17 protein-coding genes are annotated in these 17,691 nt (G+C 61.2%); 4 read left to right on the top strand and 13 right to left on the bottom strand.

The annotated features are described in order from the left end of the window. Positions 1 to 179: 179 nt before the first annotated feature. The 3 genes from PLN84_RS02820 to PLN84_RS02810 all read right to left on the bottom strand — a co-directional run bounded on the left by PLN84_RS02820 (position 180) and on the right by PLN84_RS02810 (position 3,465). Positions 180 to 1,043, bottom strand: a complete 864-nt coding sequence (locus tag PLN84_RS02820) for a glycine betaine ABC transporter substrate-binding protein (RefSeq protein WP_299953020.1) — start codon at positions 1,041 to 1,043, stop codon at positions 180 to 182. Between the two features lie 408 nt (positions 1,044 to 1,451). Continuing rightward, the gene (locus PLN84_RS02815; protein WP_292385348.1) at positions 1,452 to 2,294 is read right to left on the bottom strand and encodes a proline/glycine betaine ABC transporter permease; all 843 of its coding nucleotides are present in this window, start codon (positions 2,292 to 2,294) and stop codon (positions 1,452 to 1,454) included. After that, entirely contained in the window at positions 2,281 to 3,465 is a 1,185-nt protein-coding gene (locus PLN84_RS02810; RefSeq protein ID WP_348531891.1) for a glycine betaine/L-proline ABC transporter ATP-binding protein, read from the bottom strand. Before PLN84_RS02810 ends, PLN84_RS02815 begins: the two co-directional genes overlap by 14 nt. Before the next feature lie 486 nt (positions 3,466 to 3,951). Between PLN84_RS02810 and PLN84_RS02805 the strand changes: the two genes are divergently transcribed. Beyond that, the gene (locus PLN84_RS02805) at positions 3,952 to 5,139 is read left to right on the top strand and encodes an argininosuccinate synthase (protein ID WP_292385350.1); all 1,188 of its coding nucleotides are present in this window, start codon (positions 3,952 to 3,954) and stop codon (positions 5,137 to 5,139) included. Between the two features lie 7 nt (positions 5,140 to 5,146). Here PLN84_RS02805 and PLN84_RS02800 read toward each other — a convergent pair whose 3' ends face one another. Beyond that, entirely contained in the window at positions 5,147 to 5,551 is a 405-nt protein-coding gene (locus PLN84_RS02800; protein WP_292385352.1) for a pyridoxamine 5'-phosphate oxidase family protein, read from the bottom strand. A gap of 315 nt (positions 5,552 to 5,866) precedes the next feature. On the opposite strand from PLN84_RS02800, the gene PLN84_RS02795 reads away from it, so the two are divergent. Continuing rightward, positions 5,867 to 7,363, top strand: coding sequence for a methanogenesis marker 14 protein (locus PLN84_RS02795; protein WP_292385354.1), 1,497 nt, complete (start codon positions 5,867 to 5,869; stop codon positions 7,361 to 7,363). A 13-nt stretch (positions 7,364 to 7,376) separates the two neighbouring features. After that, entirely contained in the window at positions 7,377 to 7,610 is a 234-nt protein-coding gene (locus PLN84_RS02790; RefSeq protein WP_292385356.1) for a hypothetical protein, read from the top strand. A 137-nt stretch (positions 7,611 to 7,747) separates the two neighbouring features. On the opposite strand, the gene argF is transcribed toward PLN84_RS02790, so the two are convergent. Genes argF through PLN84_RS02770 form a run of 4 tightly spaced genes read right to left on the bottom strand, consistent with a single transcriptional unit; the run spans position 7,748 to position 10,998 of the window. Beyond that, complete coding sequence (argF, locus tag PLN84_RS02785; protein WP_292385358.1) at positions 7,748 to 8,677, bottom strand: ornithine carbamoyltransferase; 930 nt, start codon at positions 8,675 to 8,677, stop codon at positions 7,748 to 7,750. Further along, on the bottom strand, positions 8,674 to 9,966 hold the full coding sequence (gene purD, locus PLN84_RS02780) for a phosphoribosylamine--glycine ligase (RefSeq protein WP_292385360.1): 1,293 nt from the start codon (positions 9,964 to 9,966) through the stop codon (positions 8,674 to 8,676). The genes argF and purD overlap by 4 nt, the downstream gene beginning before the upstream one ends. Positions 9,967 to 9,991: 25 nt before the next feature. Continuing rightward, entirely contained in the window at positions 9,992 to 10,504 is a 513-nt protein-coding gene (gene pyrE / locus PLN84_RS02775) for an orotate phosphoribosyltransferase (RefSeq protein ID WP_292385362.1), read from the bottom strand. Further along, a complete protein-coding gene (locus tag PLN84_RS02770; RefSeq protein WP_292385418.1) occupies positions 10,498 to 10,998 on the bottom strand; it encodes a CDP-2,3-bis-(O-geranylgeranyl)-sn-glycerol synthase in 501 nt (166 codons plus the stop codon). The genes pyrE and PLN84_RS02770 overlap by 7 nt, the downstream gene beginning before the upstream one ends. 141 nt (positions 10,999 to 11,139) lie before the next feature. Here PLN84_RS02770 and tes point away from each other — a divergent pair, with 141 nt between their 5' ends. Next, positions 11,140 to 12,609, top strand: a complete 1,470-nt coding sequence (gene tes / locus PLN84_RS02765) for a tetraether lipid synthase Tes (protein WP_292385365.1) — start codon at positions 11,140 to 11,142, stop codon at positions 12,607 to 12,609. Between the two features lie 597 nt (positions 12,610 to 13,206). Here tes and PLN84_RS02760 read toward each other — a convergent pair. The 5 genes from PLN84_RS02760 to PLN84_RS02740 form a co-directional block, all read right to left on the bottom strand. Continuing rightward, complete coding sequence (locus PLN84_RS02760) at positions 13,207 to 14,145, bottom strand: NAD(P)-binding domain-containing protein (RefSeq protein WP_292385367.1); 939 nt, start codon at positions 14,143 to 14,145, stop codon at positions 13,207 to 13,209. A gap of 221 nt (positions 14,146 to 14,366) precedes the next feature. Next, positions 14,367 to 15,038 (bottom strand): roadblock/LC7 domain-containing protein, encoded by a 672-nt coding sequence (locus PLN84_RS02755; RefSeq protein ID WP_292385369.1) that lies wholly within the window; start codon positions 15,036 to 15,038, stop codon positions 14,367 to 14,369. Positions 15,039 to 15,042: 4 nt separating this feature from the next. After that, the gene (locus tag PLN84_RS02750; protein ID WP_292385371.1) at positions 15,043 to 15,390 is read right to left on the bottom strand and encodes a roadblock/LC7 domain-containing protein; all 348 of its coding nucleotides are present in this window, start codon (positions 15,388 to 15,390) and stop codon (positions 15,043 to 15,045) included. 10 nt (positions 15,391 to 15,400) lie between these two features. Further along, entirely contained in the window at positions 15,401 to 16,768 is a 1,368-nt protein-coding gene (locus PLN84_RS02745; protein WP_292385373.1) for a Ni/Fe hydrogenase subunit alpha, read from the bottom strand. Next, on the bottom strand, positions 16,765 to 17,685 hold the full coding sequence (locus PLN84_RS02740) for a F420-nonreducing hydrogenase (RefSeq protein WP_292558824.1): 921 nt from the start codon (positions 17,683 to 17,685) through the stop codon (positions 16,765 to 16,767). The genes PLN84_RS02745 and PLN84_RS02740 overlap by 4 nt, the downstream gene beginning before the upstream one ends. Between the last annotated feature and the right edge of the window lie 6 nt (positions 17,686 to 17,691).

The raw sequence follows: 17,691 nt of genomic DNA, 5'->3' as shown, positions 1-17,691 counted from the left end.
AACGAACAGCTGTCCGTAGGGCAGGAGTTCGAGAGGGCCGAAGGTCTTCTCATGCTCACTTCATTCGCACTTCCCTTTGTCCCCACCCCCCTCATGGTGATGTCTCCTCGGAATCCGTGTCTGGGACACAAACGATGACTCTCCCAAGAGAGTTTCAACAAAGCCGAAAAAAGAGGGGGTTATGCTGTCCCGAGCCAGAGATCGACCTTCTCGCTGTTGGCGTCGATCCACTTCTGTGCGGCTTCCTCTTCAGGCATGCCGCCCGCGATATCGGTCATGACCGAGGCGATATCCTCGCCGGTCCACTCGAACCGCTCAAGGATTGCACGGGCCTCCGGGTCGTCGGTCGCGAGATCCTGCCGTGCGAGGGTCACGATATCCTCGGCCCCGCCGTAGACACCCTTCGGGTCCTCGAGGAACTTGAGGTCGTAACGGCCGAACTTCCAGTGCGGCGACCACCCGGTCACCGCGACCCACTCCTCATCGCTGATGGCGGCGCCGAGTTCAGCGGCCATGCCGGCGCTGCTGCTGGTGACGAGGTTGTAATTAAGGCCGTATTCATCGATGGCCTGCTCGGTCCGGGCCACGACGCCCGCGCCGGGCTCGATGCCGACGATCCTGCCGCCGAACTGATCAGCGACACTGTTCATCTCCTCGATCGAGTCGATGGTCACGTAGGTGGGGACGACGAGTCCGATACGTGCCGCTCCGGGAATGTTCGGCCTGACGTAATCGATCTGTTCGCCATACTGCTCCCAGTAACTCTCATGCGTGTGCGGGAGCCATCCGGTCGTCGTGAAGTCGACATCCCCGCCGGCCAGTGCCTGGAAGAGCGGTCCTGCGTCGACTGCGATCAGTTCGACGTCGTATCCTGCTTCTTCAAAGACCAGTTTCATTACGTTGGTGCTCGCAATGGCGCAGTCCCAGGTGACGTAGCCGATGCTGATCTCCTTCTTGGGCTCGGTCGCTTCCGTGCCGGTGCAGCCGGCGGAGAAGAGGCAGAGCACCAGGACGATACCTGCCAGTACGAGTGTGCTTCTCATCGTATGAACCATATAATCACCTTATCGTTTTTGCCGCTTCTGGGCGGCTAAATGGCGTTCAGAATCCGGCTGTGTGGGGTTCCGGGTTCTCACGAACAGTTCGGGCGGCAAGATGCCAATGGCCCGAACATAGAGCAGAGGTGGCGGTATATGCCACTCCTGGCGTGTTTGCACCCCAGGGCAAAAAGGCCAGATTTTGACCGCTTCAACATATGGGTCTAACGTTATTTAGGTTTTTCGGGTTCCGATTGGCGAACGGGCCCATTTTAAAACCCAAATCGGACGGACATACGGCGATAAAACGCTCTTTCCTCTACTGACTATCCACCCTCTCTTCGGTCGATACGAACGTGTTTGCCGGAGGATGAGCCGGCCACTCGTTCCCCTCAAAAATACTATTGGGATGGGTCACTGGCTCTCACGCTGCGGCACAAGGTTCTGCGTGATCCGGTCGAGGATGATCGCGAGGATCACGATGGCAAGCCCCGCTTCAAACCCCATCCCGATATCCACCCGCTGGATGCCCACAAGCACCTGGTAGCCGAGCCCCCCCGCCCCGATCATCGATGCGATGACGGTCATGGAGAGGGCAAGCATGATGCACTGGTTCACCCCTGCCATGATGGTGGGGAGCGCGACGGGGAGCTGCACCTTGAAGAGCTTCTGGCGGGGCGTGGTGCCGAAGGCGTCTGCAACCTCGATCAACTCGCGGGGCACCTGTCGGATCCCGAGATTCGTGAGGCGCAACGCCGGTGGCATCGCAAAGACGACCGTCGCGATGATGCCCGGGACGCTCCCGAGGCCGAAGAAGATCACAGCAGGAATGAGGTAGACGAACGAAGGCATGGTCTGCATGAAGTCAAGGAACGGCCTGAGTGCAGCGTTCAGCGGGTCGCTCCGCGCAGCCGCGATCCCGAGCGGGATCGATATCGCGAGCGCAAGGACTGTCGAGACGAGGACGAGTGCCAGGGTAAGCATGGCGAGATCCCAGAGTTGAAGGTCCCAGATCAGCAGCAGGCCAAGCGCGGTGAGCCCCGCCAGTCTGATATCACGCCGGGTGACGAACCAGACCAGCACGCTCACGAGGAGGATCAGGACGGGTGCCGGTATAAAGATCAGGAGGTCCTGGAACCCGCCGATGAGATACCGCAGCCCTTCACTGATGCCGTCAAGAAGCCAGCCGAAGTAGAGCTCGATCCAGTCAACGAGCCACTCGGCGGCCTCTCCCACGGGGAGTTTAGGCAGTTGCATTGATATCCTCCCCCTTCCGTGCCAGAGCAGCGAGGATGGCGCCGCGTGATATGACTCCTTTGAGCCTGCCCGTATCGTCCGCCACCGCCACAGGGTAGGGGCTCCCAACGATCAGCGAGATGATGTCGGAGAGCGATGCGTCGGGGGCCACGACGGGGATATCGGTGATAAGGATTTCCGCCATCGCTTTGCCCTTCTTGACGGCTTCGACGGCGTCGTCGAGGGTCACCCGCCCACGGAGCAGGCGCTGGCGGGTGACGACGAATATCCCCGGAATGTCGTGCTCCTCCATGAGGTGCAGGGCTACCCTGGGTCCCGCGGTACACTGGGCAACCGGTTCGGGATGGCGCATCACGTCGCTTGCCGAGAGAACTCTTGTCAGGTCCACATCAGCGACGAACTTCTCGACGTAGGCGTTCTCGGGATTCGTCAGGATCTCCTCGGGCGTGCCGATCTGTACGATCGCGCCGTCCTTCATCAGGGCGATGCGGTCGCCGAGTTTTAAGGCCTCGTCGAGGTCGTGGGTGACGAAGACGATCGTCTTACCGAGCCGCTGCTGGATCTCCAGCAGTTCGTCCTGCATGTCCCGGCGGATGAGCGGATCGAGGGCACTGAACGCCTCGTCCATCAGGAGGATGTCCGGGTCGCTGGTGAGCGCCCGGGCGAGCCCGACCCGCTGCTTCATGCCGCCGGAGAGTTCGCCGGGCATGCTCGCCCCGTAGCCGCCGAGCCCCACCATCTGGAGCACCTCTTCGGCTTTTTTATGACGCTCGTCTGCCGGGATGCCCTGGATCTCAAGCCCGAAGGCGACGTTGTCAAGAACCGTCCGATGGGGGAGGAGAGCAAAACTCTGGAAGATCATGCCCAGCTTGCGCCGCCGGGTCGCCTGGAGTTCCTCCCGGTTCATCCTGACGACATCTTCGCCGTCGATCCGTATCTCACCCTCGGTGGGGTCGATAAGCCGGTTGATACAGCGCAGGAGCGTCGATTTCCCGCTCCCGGAAAGCCCCATCAGGACGAACGTCTCGCCCGGCATAACCTCAAATGAGACGTTATCGAGTGCCAGTGTCGAACCGGTCTCTTTGTATATCTCCTGCTTTGAGCGGCCGGAACGATGGAGTTCCAGCGCCTTTCCGGGATCCTGCCCGAATACCTTGGTCAGACCCTTCACACTGATGATTGGTTGTGGTAATGGTATGTTCTCATTTTGGAACTTCTCAAAAATGACGGAACCCTCCCGGCTTCACGATATCTATCTCATCTTTGTTATAATTTCTGTTTTTTTAAAATGTCCGATTTCATGTGGGATTTAGGTTTTTCAGACATTTTGCGGTGTATTCTGAAATTAAGTGCTGTCATGCTCGTTATCCTGTGAATTATAGGCGGTCTGACGATTGTTTGCTGTGTAATGTTCATTTTCCCGGATTTCTATCTGCCAATCCTTTATGCCGGAGGTCCCGGCGCAACGGACCGTCATGGGGCGTGTCCCATGCACTCCACATTCCACCATCTCCGACCCCGGGAATCCCGGTAACGGTTCCGGTTTCTCCCGGTGCGCCCATCCATACCAGTTCATTTATTGGGTGAAAGGTCATAATAATGTAGATTACTCCAGTCTGTCTCTCAGACAGAAACCAGGAACGCGGTGATCAGTACCATGGAAAAGGGAAAAGTCGTCCTAGCATTTTCGGGAGGTCTCGACACCTCCATCTGTATCCCCCTCCTGCGCGAGCACTACGGATTTGACGAGATCGTCACCGTTGCCGTCGACGTGGGCCAGCCCGAAGAGGATATCGCCCGGGCAACAGAGAAGGGCCGGAAACTTGCAGACAAGCACTATACCATCGATGCCAGGGAGAAGTTTGTAGCGGACTGCATCTTCCCCTCGATCAAGGCGAACGGATCCTATGAGGGGTATCCGATGGGTACGGCGCTTGCCCGTCCGCTGATCGCCGAAGAGATCGTGAAGGTTGCAGAGAAGGAAGGCGCGTCAAAGATCGCACACGGGTGTACCGGCAGAGGAAACGACCAGCTCCGGTTCGACTTCATCTTCAGGTCCGCCGGATACGATATCGTCGCACCGATGCGGGAGATGAACCTGACCCGCGAGTGGGAGATCTGCTACGCGCAGGAGCACAACGTCCCGGTGACCGTGGCAAAAGACAAGCCCTACAGCATCGACGAGAACTTCTGGAGCCGGAGCATCGAGGGCGGCAACCTCGAAGACCCGGCCTTCCACCCGCCTGAGGAGATCTATGCCTGGACGGTCTCGCCGAAGGACGCCCCCGACGTCATGGAGGAGGTCCGGATCGAGTTCGAGAAGGGCATCCCGGTCGCTCTCAACGGGAAGAGCCTTCCCGGCATCGCCCTGATCAAAGAGCTGAACCGGATCGCGGGAAGGAACGGCGTTGGCCGCAACGATATGATCGAGGACCGGGTCCTCGGCCTGAAGGCCCGGGAGAACTACGAGCACCCGGCCGCAACCGTCCTTCTTGCCGCGCACCGTGACCTTGAGCACCTCGTCCTGACCCGCTCGGAACTCGCGTTCAAGCATATCGTCGACGACAAGTGGTCCGAGCTCGCCTACATGGGTCTCGTGCACGAACCGCTCTTCTACGCACTGAACGCGTTCATCGACAAGACGCAAGAGCGGGCCAGCGGCACCGTGGACGTCGGCCTGTATAAGGGCGGCCTGAAGGTGCTCGGCCGGAGCTCGGACCTTGCGTTGTACTCCGACGACCTGGTCTCCTTCGACTCGACGACGATCGACCAGAACCACGCCGTCGGGTTCTCGAACTACTTCGGACTGCAGGCGCGCCTCTTCCAGAACCTCAAGAAACGTTAAAGGGTGCTTAGAGCACCTTCTTCCCTGCCTCTTTTCCCGGTGTACATTCGAAGACGTCGGTGATCGTGATGACGATGAGCGATTTCGCCGGATATTTGTGGCTCTTTGTCCTCACCTGATCGCGGAACTTCTCGTAATCGGGGCCGGACGTCTTGATCTCCGTCGAGCCTTTTATCTGGAAGCAGCGCTTGGAGTCCGGGTCGTAGAAGTAGAGAGCCACCACCGGGTTCTCTTTGAGGTTCTCAAGCGTCTTTACCATGTAGTTGTCCATGATCCAGACGGTGTCGTCGCCGACGAGCTGGATCGATGCCATCGGCGCCACGTTCGGGACGCCGCTCTTCGATGCCGTGGCCATCGGCATGACTTTGACTTTGCCGAATACTTCCTTAATCTCACCTGAAAGCGCAACCATATGGTTCACCTCTCCCGGAAGCGGAACGGGCGCTTCGTCGCGCCGGGACCTTTCCGGTAACGAGGATATCCGCGCCGTGCATATATAAGCGCTCTGCCGGGGTCGCGCAACGACAGCGAACTCCTGAGGTTCGAGAGGGGTGGCGGCCTCCAAACCCAGACATCTACCTGAATCAGCAGAACCCTCCCGAAAAATCGGTATACTGCTGCCCGTCACCTGTGCGGGACCCCCTCAATCTTTTGCTCACTCTGCGGGTCCCGGACGCCGTAGGGGAGTATGGAAAAATATAAGCCGCGAGACAGGGAAAAGACTACTATGTGTGCCCGCTTTTTGGAGCGCTTTTTCAAACCTACTCCGCATATCGTCGAAAGCCCGCCTCCGCCATCGCTCTCCCACGGACCGGGCAACGGTGTTCCCGAGTACCGGGTGAAGCCTTATTTTATCGTGGCGTCTGTTGAGATGGGCAATACGACGACAAAGTGCATCCTGACCGGCACGAGCCTGGAGACAGGCAGGTCTTACGTCATCAACAAGACCGTGACCATGAGCCGTGACGTCCGGCCGCCAAAACCGGGCGAGACGGTCTTCGGGGCAACCCTGGACGGCACGGAGCTGACGCGCGAGTCGGTTACGGAACTGGTGCGTGATACCCTGATCCAGTGCCACAACGAGGTTCACCTGAGCATCAAGGACGATCTCGACTTCGTCGTCAGGAGTACCGGTGTTGTGGCGGCGATGGACTCGCCCGACCAGGTCGGGGACTTCATCATCGCCCTTGCAAACGGCTGCCTCGAAGCCGGGGTTCCCCCGCGGAAGATGACGCCGCCGATGTCGATCGACAACCTCCCCCCGAAACTCCGGCAGTTCTCGTTTGCCGACCGGCTGGTCTTCGTTGGCGCGGTAGCCGGCGTCGTGCCGCCGATCGGATGCACCGGCGTGGAGATGGTGGCAAACGAGATGGAAGGGGAACTTGCGATGGCGGGCATCAAGGAGGGTGCCAAATGGACGCCGGTCGACTTTCGCAACCCCTGCATCTCCATCGACTTCGGGACCACGCTTGACGGACGGATCACAAGCGATGTCGCTCCGAATGAGCCCAACCCGTTCGCCCAGACGATCGGGAACTTCTGCGGGCTTGCGGGTGCCATACCGGATGCGATCGTCCGGGGCACCGGGCTCGTGAAGAACCGGACGGGAACGGCCCTCGACCTCTTCGGCGATCACAGCATCAAGGGCGCGTTCGGGGGCAGGAAGCGTTCCGTCGTCGAGGAATACGTCGACCGGTGTCACGAGCACATCGATATCCGGATCGTCCCCCCCGACCGGACGAGGTTCGGGCGGGTCCCGGTCTGCGCCGAGGTGGCCGATAAGTCGGGCGTCGCTCTCATCGGGTGCGACTCGGGCGTCAACGGCAGCGAGATGCCGGCTCTTGAGGAGATCGGGCACGAACTCTACGAGAAATACGGCATGGGTATGCTGACCGAGGTCGTCGACCGGGTCTGCGCGAGGATGGCGCTCCGGCTCATCGATGTCGCCGTCGAGAGAGGGATGGTTCCGCCGAACTCATCGATCGGGTTCACCGGGCGGGCGGCGATCTCGGGGAGAAAGCCCGAGTACATCGTCGAGGGTGTCACCGAACGGAACCTCTACGACACCCCCAACGACCACCTGGTCTTTGTTGACGACGGCCTTGCCCGGGGTGCGGCACTGATGGGGCGGTGCATGAACTCCCTCGGGAAACCCAAGACCCCGCTCGGCGGGGTGCGGGGCGGGCCATGTATTATGTCTCGTCGGATCAAAATAGGAAAGTAGGATATGATCATTGATGACTGACGAAGAATTGTTCGATCTGCTCGTTCCCCCGGGCGTACCCCGCAAGATGATCTACGATGTCGTTGAGAAGTACGACGTGGAAGTGGTGCGGCGGGCGCAGAAGATGACGTTTGCGAACATGGACGGGGACGCACGCGAACTGCTGGCGTTCCGCGGGAAGCGAGCGGTTGTCGAAGAAGTGCAGACATATCTTCTCGCGCGGCTCAATGAGTTCGTCGCGGAATAATACCTTTTTTTTCTTATTCGTGATGCCGGGCGTTCCCGGTTGTGGATGTTTTCGAACAGTATGATCCGGTCCCGGTCGGGGATCATGCCCGGACCGGTCCGGCGGCTATCCCAAAAATGGATGTTCTCTTCTTCTCCTCACTCCGCCGAAGGCATCCCACCGGCGATCAGCCGCAGGAGCAGCGCCTTCTGGGCGTGAAGCCGGTTCTCGGCCTGGTCCCAGACGATGCTCTGCGACCCTTCCATCACCTCGTCGGTGATCTCCTCTCCCCGGTGAGCGGGGAGGCAATGCATCACGAGAGCGTTGGGTGGTGCCCGTGCAAGAAGGCGGGAATCGATCGTGTAACGTTTGAGGGCCCGCAGGCGCTCGGCCCGCTCCCGCTCGTCGCCCATCGAGACCCAGATGTCGGTGTAGAGGACATCCGCATCGCGGACCGCTTCCTCCGGGTCCGTGACGACGCTGACCCTGCTCCCTGCCGCCCGTGCCTGATCGACGACCGCGTCCTTCGGCCGGTACCCGGGGGGGCTTGCGACCGCGATCTCCATCCCGGTCAGGATCGATGAGAGTATCCACGAGTTGCAGACGTTGTTGCCGTCCCCGATCCACGCGAGTTTCAGGCCGCGAAGATCGCCGAACCGCTCGCTCAAGGTCATGATGTCGGCCAGCACCTGGCAGGGGTGCAGCCGGTCGGATAAGCCGTTGATGACCGGGACGGTCGAGTAGCGGGCGAACTCCTCGATAGTGGCGTGCTCGTAGGCGCGGATCATCACCGCGTCGACGTAGCGGGCGAGCACCCGTGCCGTATCCCGGATCTCTTCGCCCCGCCCGAGCTGCATATCCTGGGGGTTTAAGAAGAGCGCATGACCGCCGAGGTCGGTCATCCCCACCTCGAACGATACCCTGGTGCGGGTGGACGCCTTCTCAAAGATCATCCCGAGGCTCTTTCCCCTGAGGAGCTCGTGTGCGGTCCCCGCACACTTCAGCCTTTTTAAGCGCACTGCGTCGGTGACGATACTCTCAAGTTCGTACTCGTCGATATCGATGATCGAGAGAAAATCCTTCTTCATGCAATCTCCTTCATGTGCCGGCATCGCCTATCGAGAACCTCCCGGGTGCCGATATCCCTGCGGTGGAAGACGCGCCCTGATACCGAGGATGCCGCCGTTTCAGCGATCGTCTCGGCCTCGTCAAGTGTCTCGCCCCTCCCGACGAACGCAAGCGTCCGCGATCTCCGGGTATAGAGCGTCCCGTCCTGCTCCTCGACGTTTGCGTAGTAGAGCAGGGCGTCGCCGGAGTCGCCGATGGTGAGAGGCGCGTGAGTCACCGGTGCCGCCGGATAGCCTTCGGGGACGAGATACTTGCAGACCGTCGCCTGGTTCGCGAACCGGACGTGCGACGGCGAGAGGTCCCCCTTGATGATGTGGCGGACGATCGCGGAAAAGTCCGATTCCAGGAGCGAGAGAACGTTCATCGCCTCAGGGTCCCCGAAGCGGGCGTTGAACTCGATGACCCTCGGGCCGTCGCGGGTGTTCATGAACTGGCCGTAGAGAATCCCCCGGTACGGCGTTCCCTCGTCCCGCATGGCCGCGACCGTATCCTCCATGATCCGGAGCGCGTTCTCGTAGTTCGAGCGGGTGACGAAGGGGAGCATGTGGTCCGGCATGGAGTATGAACCCATCCCGCCGGTATTCGGCCCCACGTCCCCCTCGTATGCCCGTTTGTGGTCCTGCACGAGCGGCATGGGCACCAGGTGCTCGCCGTCGACAAATGCCTGGAGAGTGAACTCCTCCCCGAGGAGCCGCTCTTCCAGCACGACATCTCCCCCGAGCTCCCGGACATACTCGATCGCCCCTGCGGCATCGAGATGCTCGCCCATGATCCGGACGCCCTTCCCTCCGGTCAGCCCGATGGGCTTGATGGCGAGGTCGCCGTCGTATGTCTCGATGAATCGCCGTGCCTCCTCCGGGTCGTGGCAGACCCGGTACTCCGGGCACCCCGCGATCCCGTGCCGCTCCATCAGCCGGCGGCAGAACGCCTTATCCGTCTCGATTTGGGCCGCGGCGCGGGTCGGCCCCACACAGGGTATTCCCGCCGCTTCGAGGCGATCGACGACACCTGCCTCGAGGGGGGCCTCCGGTCCGATGACCGCAACGTCGAGGGCATTCTCGGTGGTGAATCCTACTATCTCCGGGATATTGGTCTCGTTCTCGAGGAGCACCCGTTCTGCGAGCCGGGCTATTCCCGGATTGTTGCGTGCCATGACAGAAAATATTCTCACGCCGCTGTTGCAGGAAAGTGCCCTGGTGATCGCATGCTCCCTGCCACCACCGCCTACAACGAGTATTTTCATATCCATCTATTTGCCCGCCCTTAAAAAATGTTTATCCGTCCAGAAGCTCACTGACCCGCACAAGCGCAAGAAGTGACGCACCTTTTTCTGCAAGCGCCTCCCGGGCGCCAGCCTCGCGGTCAACGACGGTCACGACCCGGTCGACGTGCGCACCCGCGGCACGCAGTGCTGAAATGCCGTAGAGAGCGCTTCCCCCGGAGGTGGTCACGTCCTCGACCAGCAGCACGTTCTTGCCGCTCACATCACCGATGATCGCCCCGGCTTTGCCGTGGTCTTTCTCTGCCTTTCTGATGATGGCATACGGCCGGCCGCTCGCAAGCGAGACGGCGACGGCGATCGGTACGGCGCCGACCGCCACCCCGGCCACCATCTCGAACTCCTGGCAGCCGGCAATGGCGTTCCCGATTGCCGCAAGGATGGTGGGGTTCGTTGTTGCAGCCTTTATGTCGATGTAGTAGGAGCTCCGGGCTCCCGAGGCGAGGAGAAAGTCCCCGAACTCGATAGCCCCGCTTTCAAGCAACAGTGTCGTGATTGGGTTCACCATGGTACCTCTTTTACTCCGATGTAATACCCGATAATGTTCACTATTCGGTGGAGAAGGGGGGTCATGATGACGATCCAGATCGCAATGGGTAAGGTAATGTTCTCAAACAACCACCTGGAGTCAATCAGGAGGATGATCAGGAAGGCACCGATAACCAGATCGTATTGGTCGGCAAGGGGCCAGGATTCGCCCCGATCCTTGCCCAGCCTCCGTTTCAGGAAGCTCTTCGTGAGGTCACCGAGGAGCGCGCCCGTCGCGAGGAGCGTCACCGAGAGGAACGTCTGATGAGGGAGTCCGGTCAGGCCAAACGAGGAGGAGACCCAGATCTCGATGAGACCCGCGAGTACGCCGCAGAGGACGCCGCCGAAGAACCCCCGGTAGGTCTTGCCGTCGCCAAAGATCCGTCGCCCGTCCCGGAATCTCTTTCCGAAGTCGATGGGTGTCCCGCCGCCGAAGACTGCAGCCGCTGAGTTCGGCACGTATGCCGGAATCATGATCCAGAGCGCGGCGAGCGCGGAGACGAGCCAGAGTCCGATGTTCGCATCGATGAACGTCAATACCCAGTACAATCAGTAATTATAAAGATTAACGTGTCGAAATATGAGATACGAATGAACGATGGGCACGGTGAGAGAATGCTGATAAAAAAGACAAAAAGCCTCTGTCCAACGTGCGGGCGTGTACTCGACGCTGATATCGTTGAGGAAGAGGGGGAGGTCTGGCTGGTCCGTACCTGCCCTGAGCACGGCGTGTACCGGGCTCTCTACTGGTCGGACGCGGAGATGTACCGGAGGTTCGATGCCTACGAGAGCATCGGAAAAGGAATATCAAACCCTCAGAAGACCATTTCTCCGGCGGGGTGCCCGAATGACTGCGGTGTCTGTGAGAACCACCGGTCGACGACGTTGCTTGCCAATATCGACCTGACGAACCGGTGTAATCTCAACTGTGATTTCTGCTTTGCAAACGCCCGGGCATGCGGTTACGTCTACGAACCGACCTTCGACCAGGTTGTCGGGATGCTCTCCATGTTGCGCGAGGAGAAACCCGTACCGACGCCCGCCGTCCAGTTTTCGGGCGGTGAACCGACGATGCGCGACGATCTCCCGGAGATCGTCAGGAAAGCGAAAGAACTCGGGATGTCCCAGGTGCAGGTCGCAACAAACGGCATCAGGATCGCGCAGGAGCCTGATTACGCCCTGCAACTGAAGGAGGCGGGGCTCTCCACCGTCTACCTGCACTTCGACGGCATAACGCGCGAGACCAACGCAAAACTCGCGAGCGACCGGCGGGCCATAGAGAACTGCGAGAAGATCGGTCTTGGGGTGGTGCTGGTGCCCACGGTCATCAAGGGCAGGAACGACCACGAGGTGGGCGCCATCGTCAGGTATGCCGCAGAGCATATCAAGACCATCCGGGGCGTCAACTTCCAGCCCGTGGCGTTCACGGGGGCTGCAAGCGAGGACGATGTGAGGAAAGAGCGGATCACCATCCCGGAACTTGCACAGCGAATCGAGGAGCAGACGGACGGTGTTATCAAGAAAGACTACTTCTACCCCGTGCCCTGCGTCGTCCCGATCTCGAGACTGGTCGAGGCATATACGGGCAAAGCCCAGATCAGGTTCACCACGCACCAGCATTGCGGTGCGGCGACCTACGTCTTCGTCACCGATGAGGGGATGGTCCCGGTCAACAAGATGGTTGATGTCGACACCTTCTTTGAGTCGATCGAGAAGATGGCGACGAAACTCGCGAAAGGCGGGTCGCTCAACAAGTATATGACCCTCGTCGAGGGGGTCAAGGACCTCTATACCTCCACAAGGAAAGCAGAGCAGAAGAACACCGCAGAGTTCACAAAACTGATTGGAAAAGCCCTGATCATGCAGGATTTCGAGGCGCTGCGCGAGTTCCACTGGAACGCCCTCTTCATCGGCACGATGCACTTCATGGACTCCTACAACTACGACCTTGACCGGGTGCAGAGGTGCTGCATCCACTACGCGACCCCGGACGGCCGCGTTATCCCGTTCTGCACCTACAACAGCGGCCCCGTCTACCGGGAGCAAGTCTGGAAAGCATTCGCGCAGCCGGAGAAGGACGAGTAACCGCTTGCCCCATACGGAGCCGGGAGGGACGAGTAACTCCCTTCCCGGCGGCTTTTCTTCGGTGCTCACGCTCCAGTTCTAGCGAACCGTCGCGTCCTACGGGCAATCGTTCTCAGGAATGTTACGCCTTCGGCCAGGTGTGCTCTGCGCCGTCACCACTCGCACCGGACCGGTGGACCGTGGGACTATCGCCACGCACTGCCCCCGCCCCCACGGGGCGAGGTGCGATGGGCCGTAGGGCCAGAGCATGAGCACCGCAGGTGCGAGCGAGGAGGCCGGAGGCCGGGCGGGGTGGGGGTTACAGATATTCTTTACGGGGTAGAGACAGGGAAGGGGGGATGCTCCCCCCTCCCCGTCGGCCCCTCCCCCAGAGGCGATACCCTCACGGTCCACTGCACGGGGAGATACTGGGAAATGTGATGTATGCGCCCCGAAGCATGTTTTTCCCACCGGCTATCGCCACGCACTGCCCCCTTCCAGCGTGGCGAGGAGGGCCGGGCGGATCTCGTCCGCTATGCGCTGGGGGGCAAGCCCGGCAAAGGGGGGTCATCTTCATTCATACAGATGGACACCCCATCACCCGGCCTCGTGCAAGCGTCAGGGGAACGGCAGTTCGTATCCGTCCCCTTCCTGCACAACCAGGGTGGCGATGGCGAGATCCTGTATGGCAAGCCCGGTGGAATCGAAGACCGTGATGGCGTCGGGAGACGATCGTCCCTTCTTCCCGATGACGACCTCGCCGAGGGTTCCTGCAATCAGGGCGGGCTCGTAGACGCCGGCACTTATCGGGACGTTCACCTCACCCGAATGGACCGCCTGCCCGGGATCGTCGACGAAGACCTCCGCCTTCAGCAGGAGTGCGGGGTCCAGTTCCTGCTTCCCCGGAGCGTCTGCGCCGATAGCGTTGATGTGCGTCCCGTCGTGGACCCAGTCTGCCATCACAAGGGGTCTTTTCGACGGCGTCGTCGTGAGCAGGACGTCACAATCGCAGGCCCGTTCGATCGAGGCGCTCCGGGCGTTGTAGTCGGCGTAGCGCGCCGTAAACGCTTCCGCGCTCTTCTCGGTCCTGCTCCAGGCCCGGATCTCCTCAATCGTGAGCGCCGCCGCTGTCGCCTCCACGAGCGCCTCTGCCTGCCGGCCGGTCCCTATGACGCCGAGGGTGACGGAGTGCCGGGTTGCGAGGTGCTTTGCCGCGACGGCACCCGCCGCGCCGGTGCGCATCGCCGTAAGTTCAGTGGCGTTAATGATAGCCTTCGGCAGGCCCGTCATCACATCGATGAGCACCGTGAGCGCCATGACGGTCGGGAGGCCGTGCTCCCGGTTCTGCGGGTGGACGTTGACGATCTTCACCCCGGCGATCCCGAGTGCCGGGAGGTAGGCAGGCATCGTCCGGAAGTCTCCTGTCTTGACAAACGTCACGTAGACCTTTGGCGGCATCTGGACGTTCCCTCGTGCGTGTTCGACAAAAACAGCCTCGATTGCCGCGTTCACGGTGGCATACGAAGGGTATCCGGAGTGGACGGGGTAGTAGTTCATCCGACCACCCGGGAGCGGGGCTCCCTGGATCTCCGGTAGGGTCTGGATACCGTCTGCCGGGACCCTGTTGTGAAGATGAGGTGCATGTACCCTCCGTCATATTCCAGATGTATTAATGTGTGGGTTTGTGATGGTGGGGCGTATGGATCCGCGTCGGAAAAGGGATCAGGGGCTGCCCCCGGGCATGGCAAAAGAGACTGCCGGACCCGGTACAGCGCCGCTCAGGCGGGCCCGTCCTGCATGCCCCGTATCGAAAGCCGGATCAGGCCGAGGTTGGCGTCGGGCTTTGCGAGTATGCAGAGGGAGAGGTCCCCGTGGGGCGCGATGATCAGTTTCCCTGCCGGGGTCTCAAGGATCATCTGCGAGAGGTCTCCCATCGCCATATCGGCGGTGATACGAGTTCCGGCGCGGAGCAGGTCTTCGGCGATCGCGGCCACCTGCTCGAAGTCCGCGGTGCCGAGCGACTGGAGGGCAAACCCTTCGTGGAAGACCGAGACGGCAATGACGCCCGGCTGCCGTGCGACCTGTTCAAGACCGTCCACACTACCCGATCCGTTCGGGGGGGTGGGTCTTGCACCGTCCTTGCTGACCAGGCACCCCATCTCACGAGAGGTGTCCCGGGCCGCCTCGGTCTCTTCGGCGGTATACGCGATGAGTTCGTAGGTAAGCGACGGCAGGCCGAGCAGGTGGCTGTAGGCCTTATCCCCGCTGAGCAGCAGGTCTTCGCCGGCATTCTCGAACGCGGCTGCACATGGGGTCCCGCCCTGGACCAGAACAAAACCGGTCCCTTCCGTGCCGCCGATACGCACCGCTCCCGTGAAATGAGGGCTGATTGAAGCAAGAGCCGCAAGAGGCCCCTGCATTCGCCCGAGTGAGACGCCGTTCGGGAGCATCGTCTCACAGAGCAGCAGTTATCCTATCCCTGTTCTTCTTCAGTTCGTACCGGATCCGCCCGACGTTGACGTTCGCGTTCGCCACGATGGCGATCAGCTCGTCCTCCGAGAGCGGGGAGAGCAGGATGGGCCCGTTCTCCAGTTCGACGAGCATCTGGTACATCTCTCCCTTGCCGAGTTCGTTGCTCATCGCTTCAGACGTACCCATGCCGGTCGAGGCCATGGCGCCCAGGGCCTCGACGTCGATGTCTCCGGCAACGACGCTCTCGATCACAAAGCCGTCCCGTCCCGCCACGACTGCGGCGGTAACCCCGTCAAGTTTCAGGAATTCCCCAAGAATCTGTTTCAACATCTCCATCGCCTCACGTTCGTCTGACGCACTCGATCCGGAGGGGCATCCGGCCGATCGCGTGTGTTGCGCACGATATACAGGGATCGTATGCCCTGATGATCATCTCGATGCGGTTTGCCGCCCCTTCGGTCAACGCCCCGTTCTCCACCACCCGGCGCGCCATATCTTCCACGCCCCGGTCGATCGCGTAGTTGTTCTGGCAGGTCGCCACGATCAGGTTGCACCGCTCGATGAGGCCGGCCTCGTTGACGGTGTAGTCGTGGATCAGGGTCCCCCGGGGAGCCTCGATGATGCCGACGCCTCGCCGGTTTACAACCTTTCCGACCGGGGTCCGTACATCGGACCCGGTGATGCCGGGGTCCGAGAGCAGGTTCACCGCCCGCTCGCACGAGGCGATGAACTCGATGTAGCGCGCCAGGTGGTAGGCAAGCGCTGCCTGAGAGACGGTGCCGAACCGCTCGCGGTACTCCGCGAGAGCAGCGTCGGCATGCTCTGTCCCCATCCTCTCCACGATGTTGAGCCGGGCGAGCGGCCCGACCCGGTAGTAGTCTCCGCCCTTGAACCGGGCGAACTTCAGGTAGGACCAGTCCTCCGAGTACTCCTCGATGAAGTTCGTGTACTCGGCGCCGGAGAACGAACCGATCCTGCCCCCGTCCGGGTCGAGCATCGCAACCGGCCCGTCGCAGGTCGTGTAGAGCCCGTGATTGGTCATACCCATGAACGCCGTCTTGACGGCCCCGATATCGGTATCGACGCCGTCAAGGAGGTTGCGTGCAATATCCCATCCTTCACGGGCGATGGTGAGCGCCTCGTCTGCCATAACGGCGAGTTCGGCCCGCTTCCCTTCCGTGAGCGGCGCCGACATCCCTCCCGGCAGAGCGTTTGCCGGGTGGATCGGTTTGCCGCCGACCGCTTCCGTCAGGCGCTGGCCGAACTTCCGGACCGTGATGGCTTTCTTTGCGATCTCGGGCGAGTGGCGGGCAAGCCCGATGACGTTTCGCTCGCCTGCCGGCGCGTCGTGGCCCAGGATGAAGTCGGGGGCCGCGAGCATGAAGAAGTGAAGGGCGTGAGAGTGGACGAACTGACCGATGTTGAGGAGCTCCCTGAGTTTCTTTCCGGTCGCGGGCGGTTCGACGCCGAAGATCCGGTCGGTCGCCTTCGCCGCCGCCAGGTGGTGTGCCGAGGGGCATATCCCGCAGATGCGGGGCGTGATCCGGGGGGCCTCCTCGATCGCCGCCCCGACGAGAAACTTCTCAAACCCTCTCAGTTCGACGACCTGGAAGTGGGCCGAGTCGACCGCACCCCGGTCGTCGAGGAAGATCCTGACGCCGGCATGGCCCTCAATCCTCGTGACCGGGCTGATCGTGATCTCCTTCATCTGCTCCTCTCCTTGACGAGGTCCCGGATCTTTGATGTCTCCTTATCCTCCATGATCAGGCTCCCGATGGTGAAGGCATACATCGTGTGGGCGACGTCGTAGAGTTCCTTCTCCACCTCTTTTGCCGGTTTATCGGTGAGGTCCGAGATCCTCCGGACCATCATGCCGTGGATGTCCCGGCAGGGCTCGCGGAGGATGTCGAGCGACGGCCCGTTGCACCCGTGGCACGGGATGCCGTTCTTCGGGCAGGTCGCAGAACACCTCCCGAAGGTGACGCTCCCGAGACAGAGGTAGCCCTGCCCGAGCAGGCAGTGCTCGCGGTCGGGAACCCCCTCGTGCCGCCGCGAGAGCGTCCAGTTCTCGACCGGGCCCATGGTCCTGTCGCACTCCGAACAGACGGATTTTCGCGAGAGTTCGAGGGTGTTTCCCGCGATCATAGCCGGGATGATCTTCTTCAGGAACGCCTCTTTGGGCGGGCAGCCCGTGACGTAATAATCGACCTTGACGAGGTCGCCCACCGCGAACGCCCGGTAGAGGAACGGAGGCACATCCGTCGGGATGACGCCGTCGGGCTTCGTCGTCTCCACCTCCCGGTAGACGCACGAGAAGAGGTCGGCGTTCGAGTTCAGCATCGAGAGGCCCGATATCCCCCCGTAACAGGCGCAGGTCCCGAGTGCCACAAGCGTCTTTGACCGTTTCCGGATCTTCTCGAGCCGCTCCTGGTTCTCAACGTTCCGGACCGCTCCCGTCACGAACGCGATATCGATCCCTTCCGGGGGTTCCTTTACGTCCATGATCACGGGCGAGTAGACGATATCCGCCCCCGCGACAACGTCGAGGAGCATCTCGTGGAGATCGAGCACCGCGATCGTACACCCCGAACACCCTGCCAGTTCCTCAATAGCGATCTTCATCATTCCGCC

The organism is Methanoculleus sp. (genome assembly GCF_035363275.1).
Lineage (GTDB): Archaea > Halobacteriota > Methanomicrobia > Methanomicrobiales > Methanoculleaceae > Methanoculleus.
This window is presented reverse-complemented; position numbering and strand designations above follow the sequence as displayed.

What these genes read in the sequence shown, in the direction of transcription:
- PLN84_RS02745 (WP_292385373.1), bottom strand. Translation starts at nt 16,768, where the DNA reads ATGAAGGAGATCACGATCAGCCCGGTCACGAGGATTGAGGGCCATGCC.
- PLN84_RS02795 (WP_292385354.1), top strand. Translation starts at nt 5,867, where the DNA reads ATGTGTGCCCGCTTTTTGGAGCGCTTTTTCAAACCTACTCCGCATATC.
- PLN84_RS02805 (WP_292385350.1), top strand. Translation starts at nt 3,952, where the DNA reads ATGGAAAAGGGAAAAGTCGTCCTAGCATTTTCGGGAGGTCTCGACACC.
- PLN84_RS02750 (WP_292385371.1), bottom strand. Translation starts at nt 15,390, where the DNA reads ATGTTGAAACAGATTCTTGGGGAATTCCTGAAACTTGACGGGGTTACC.
- PLN84_RS02755 (WP_292385369.1), bottom strand. Translation starts at nt 15,038, where the DNA reads ATGCTCCCGAACGGCGTCTCACTCGGGCGAATGCAGGGGCCTCTTGCG.
- PLN84_RS02790 (WP_292385356.1), top strand. Translation starts at nt 7,377, where the DNA reads ATGACTGACGAAGAATTGTTCGATCTGCTCGTTCCCCCGGGCGTACCC.
- pyrE (WP_292385362.1), bottom strand. Translation starts at nt 10,504, where the DNA reads ATGGTGAACCCAATCACGACACTGTTGCTTGAAAGCGGGGCTATCGAG.
- PLN84_RS02820 (WP_299953020.1), bottom strand. Translation starts at nt 1,043, where the DNA reads ATGAGAAGCACACTCGTACTGGCAGGTATCGTCCTGGTGCTCTGCCTC.
- PLN84_RS02760 (WP_292385367.1), bottom strand. Translation starts at nt 14,145, where the DNA reads ATGAACTACTACCCCGTCCACTCCGGATACCCTTCGTATGCCACCGTG.
- tes (WP_292385365.1), top strand. Translation starts at nt 11,140, where the DNA reads ATGCTGATAAAAAAGACAAAAAGCCTCTGTCCAACGTGCGGGCGTGTA.
- PLN84_RS02815 (WP_292385348.1), bottom strand. Translation starts at nt 2,294, where the DNA reads ATGCAACTGCCTAAACTCCCCGTGGGAGAGGCCGCCGAGTGGCTCGTT.
- argF (WP_292385358.1), bottom strand. Translation starts at nt 8,677, where the DNA reads ATGAAGAAGGATTTTCTCTCGATCATCGATATCGACGAGTACGAACTT.
- PLN84_RS02800 (WP_292385352.1), bottom strand. Translation starts at nt 5,551, where the DNA reads ATGGTTGCGCTTTCAGGTGAGATTAAGGAAGTATTCGGCAAAGTCAAA.
- PLN84_RS02740 (WP_292558824.1), bottom strand. Translation starts at nt 17,685, where the DNA reads ATGATGAAGATCGCTATTGAGGAACTGGCAGGGTGTTCGGGGTGTACG.
- PLN84_RS02770 (WP_292385418.1), bottom strand. Translation starts at nt 10,998, where the DNA reads ATGATTCCGGCATACGTGCCGAACTCAGCGGCTGCAGTCTTCGGCGGC.
- purD (WP_292385360.1), bottom strand. Translation starts at nt 9,966, where the DNA reads ATGGATATGAAAATACTCGTTGTAGGCGGTGGTGGCAGGGAGCATGCG.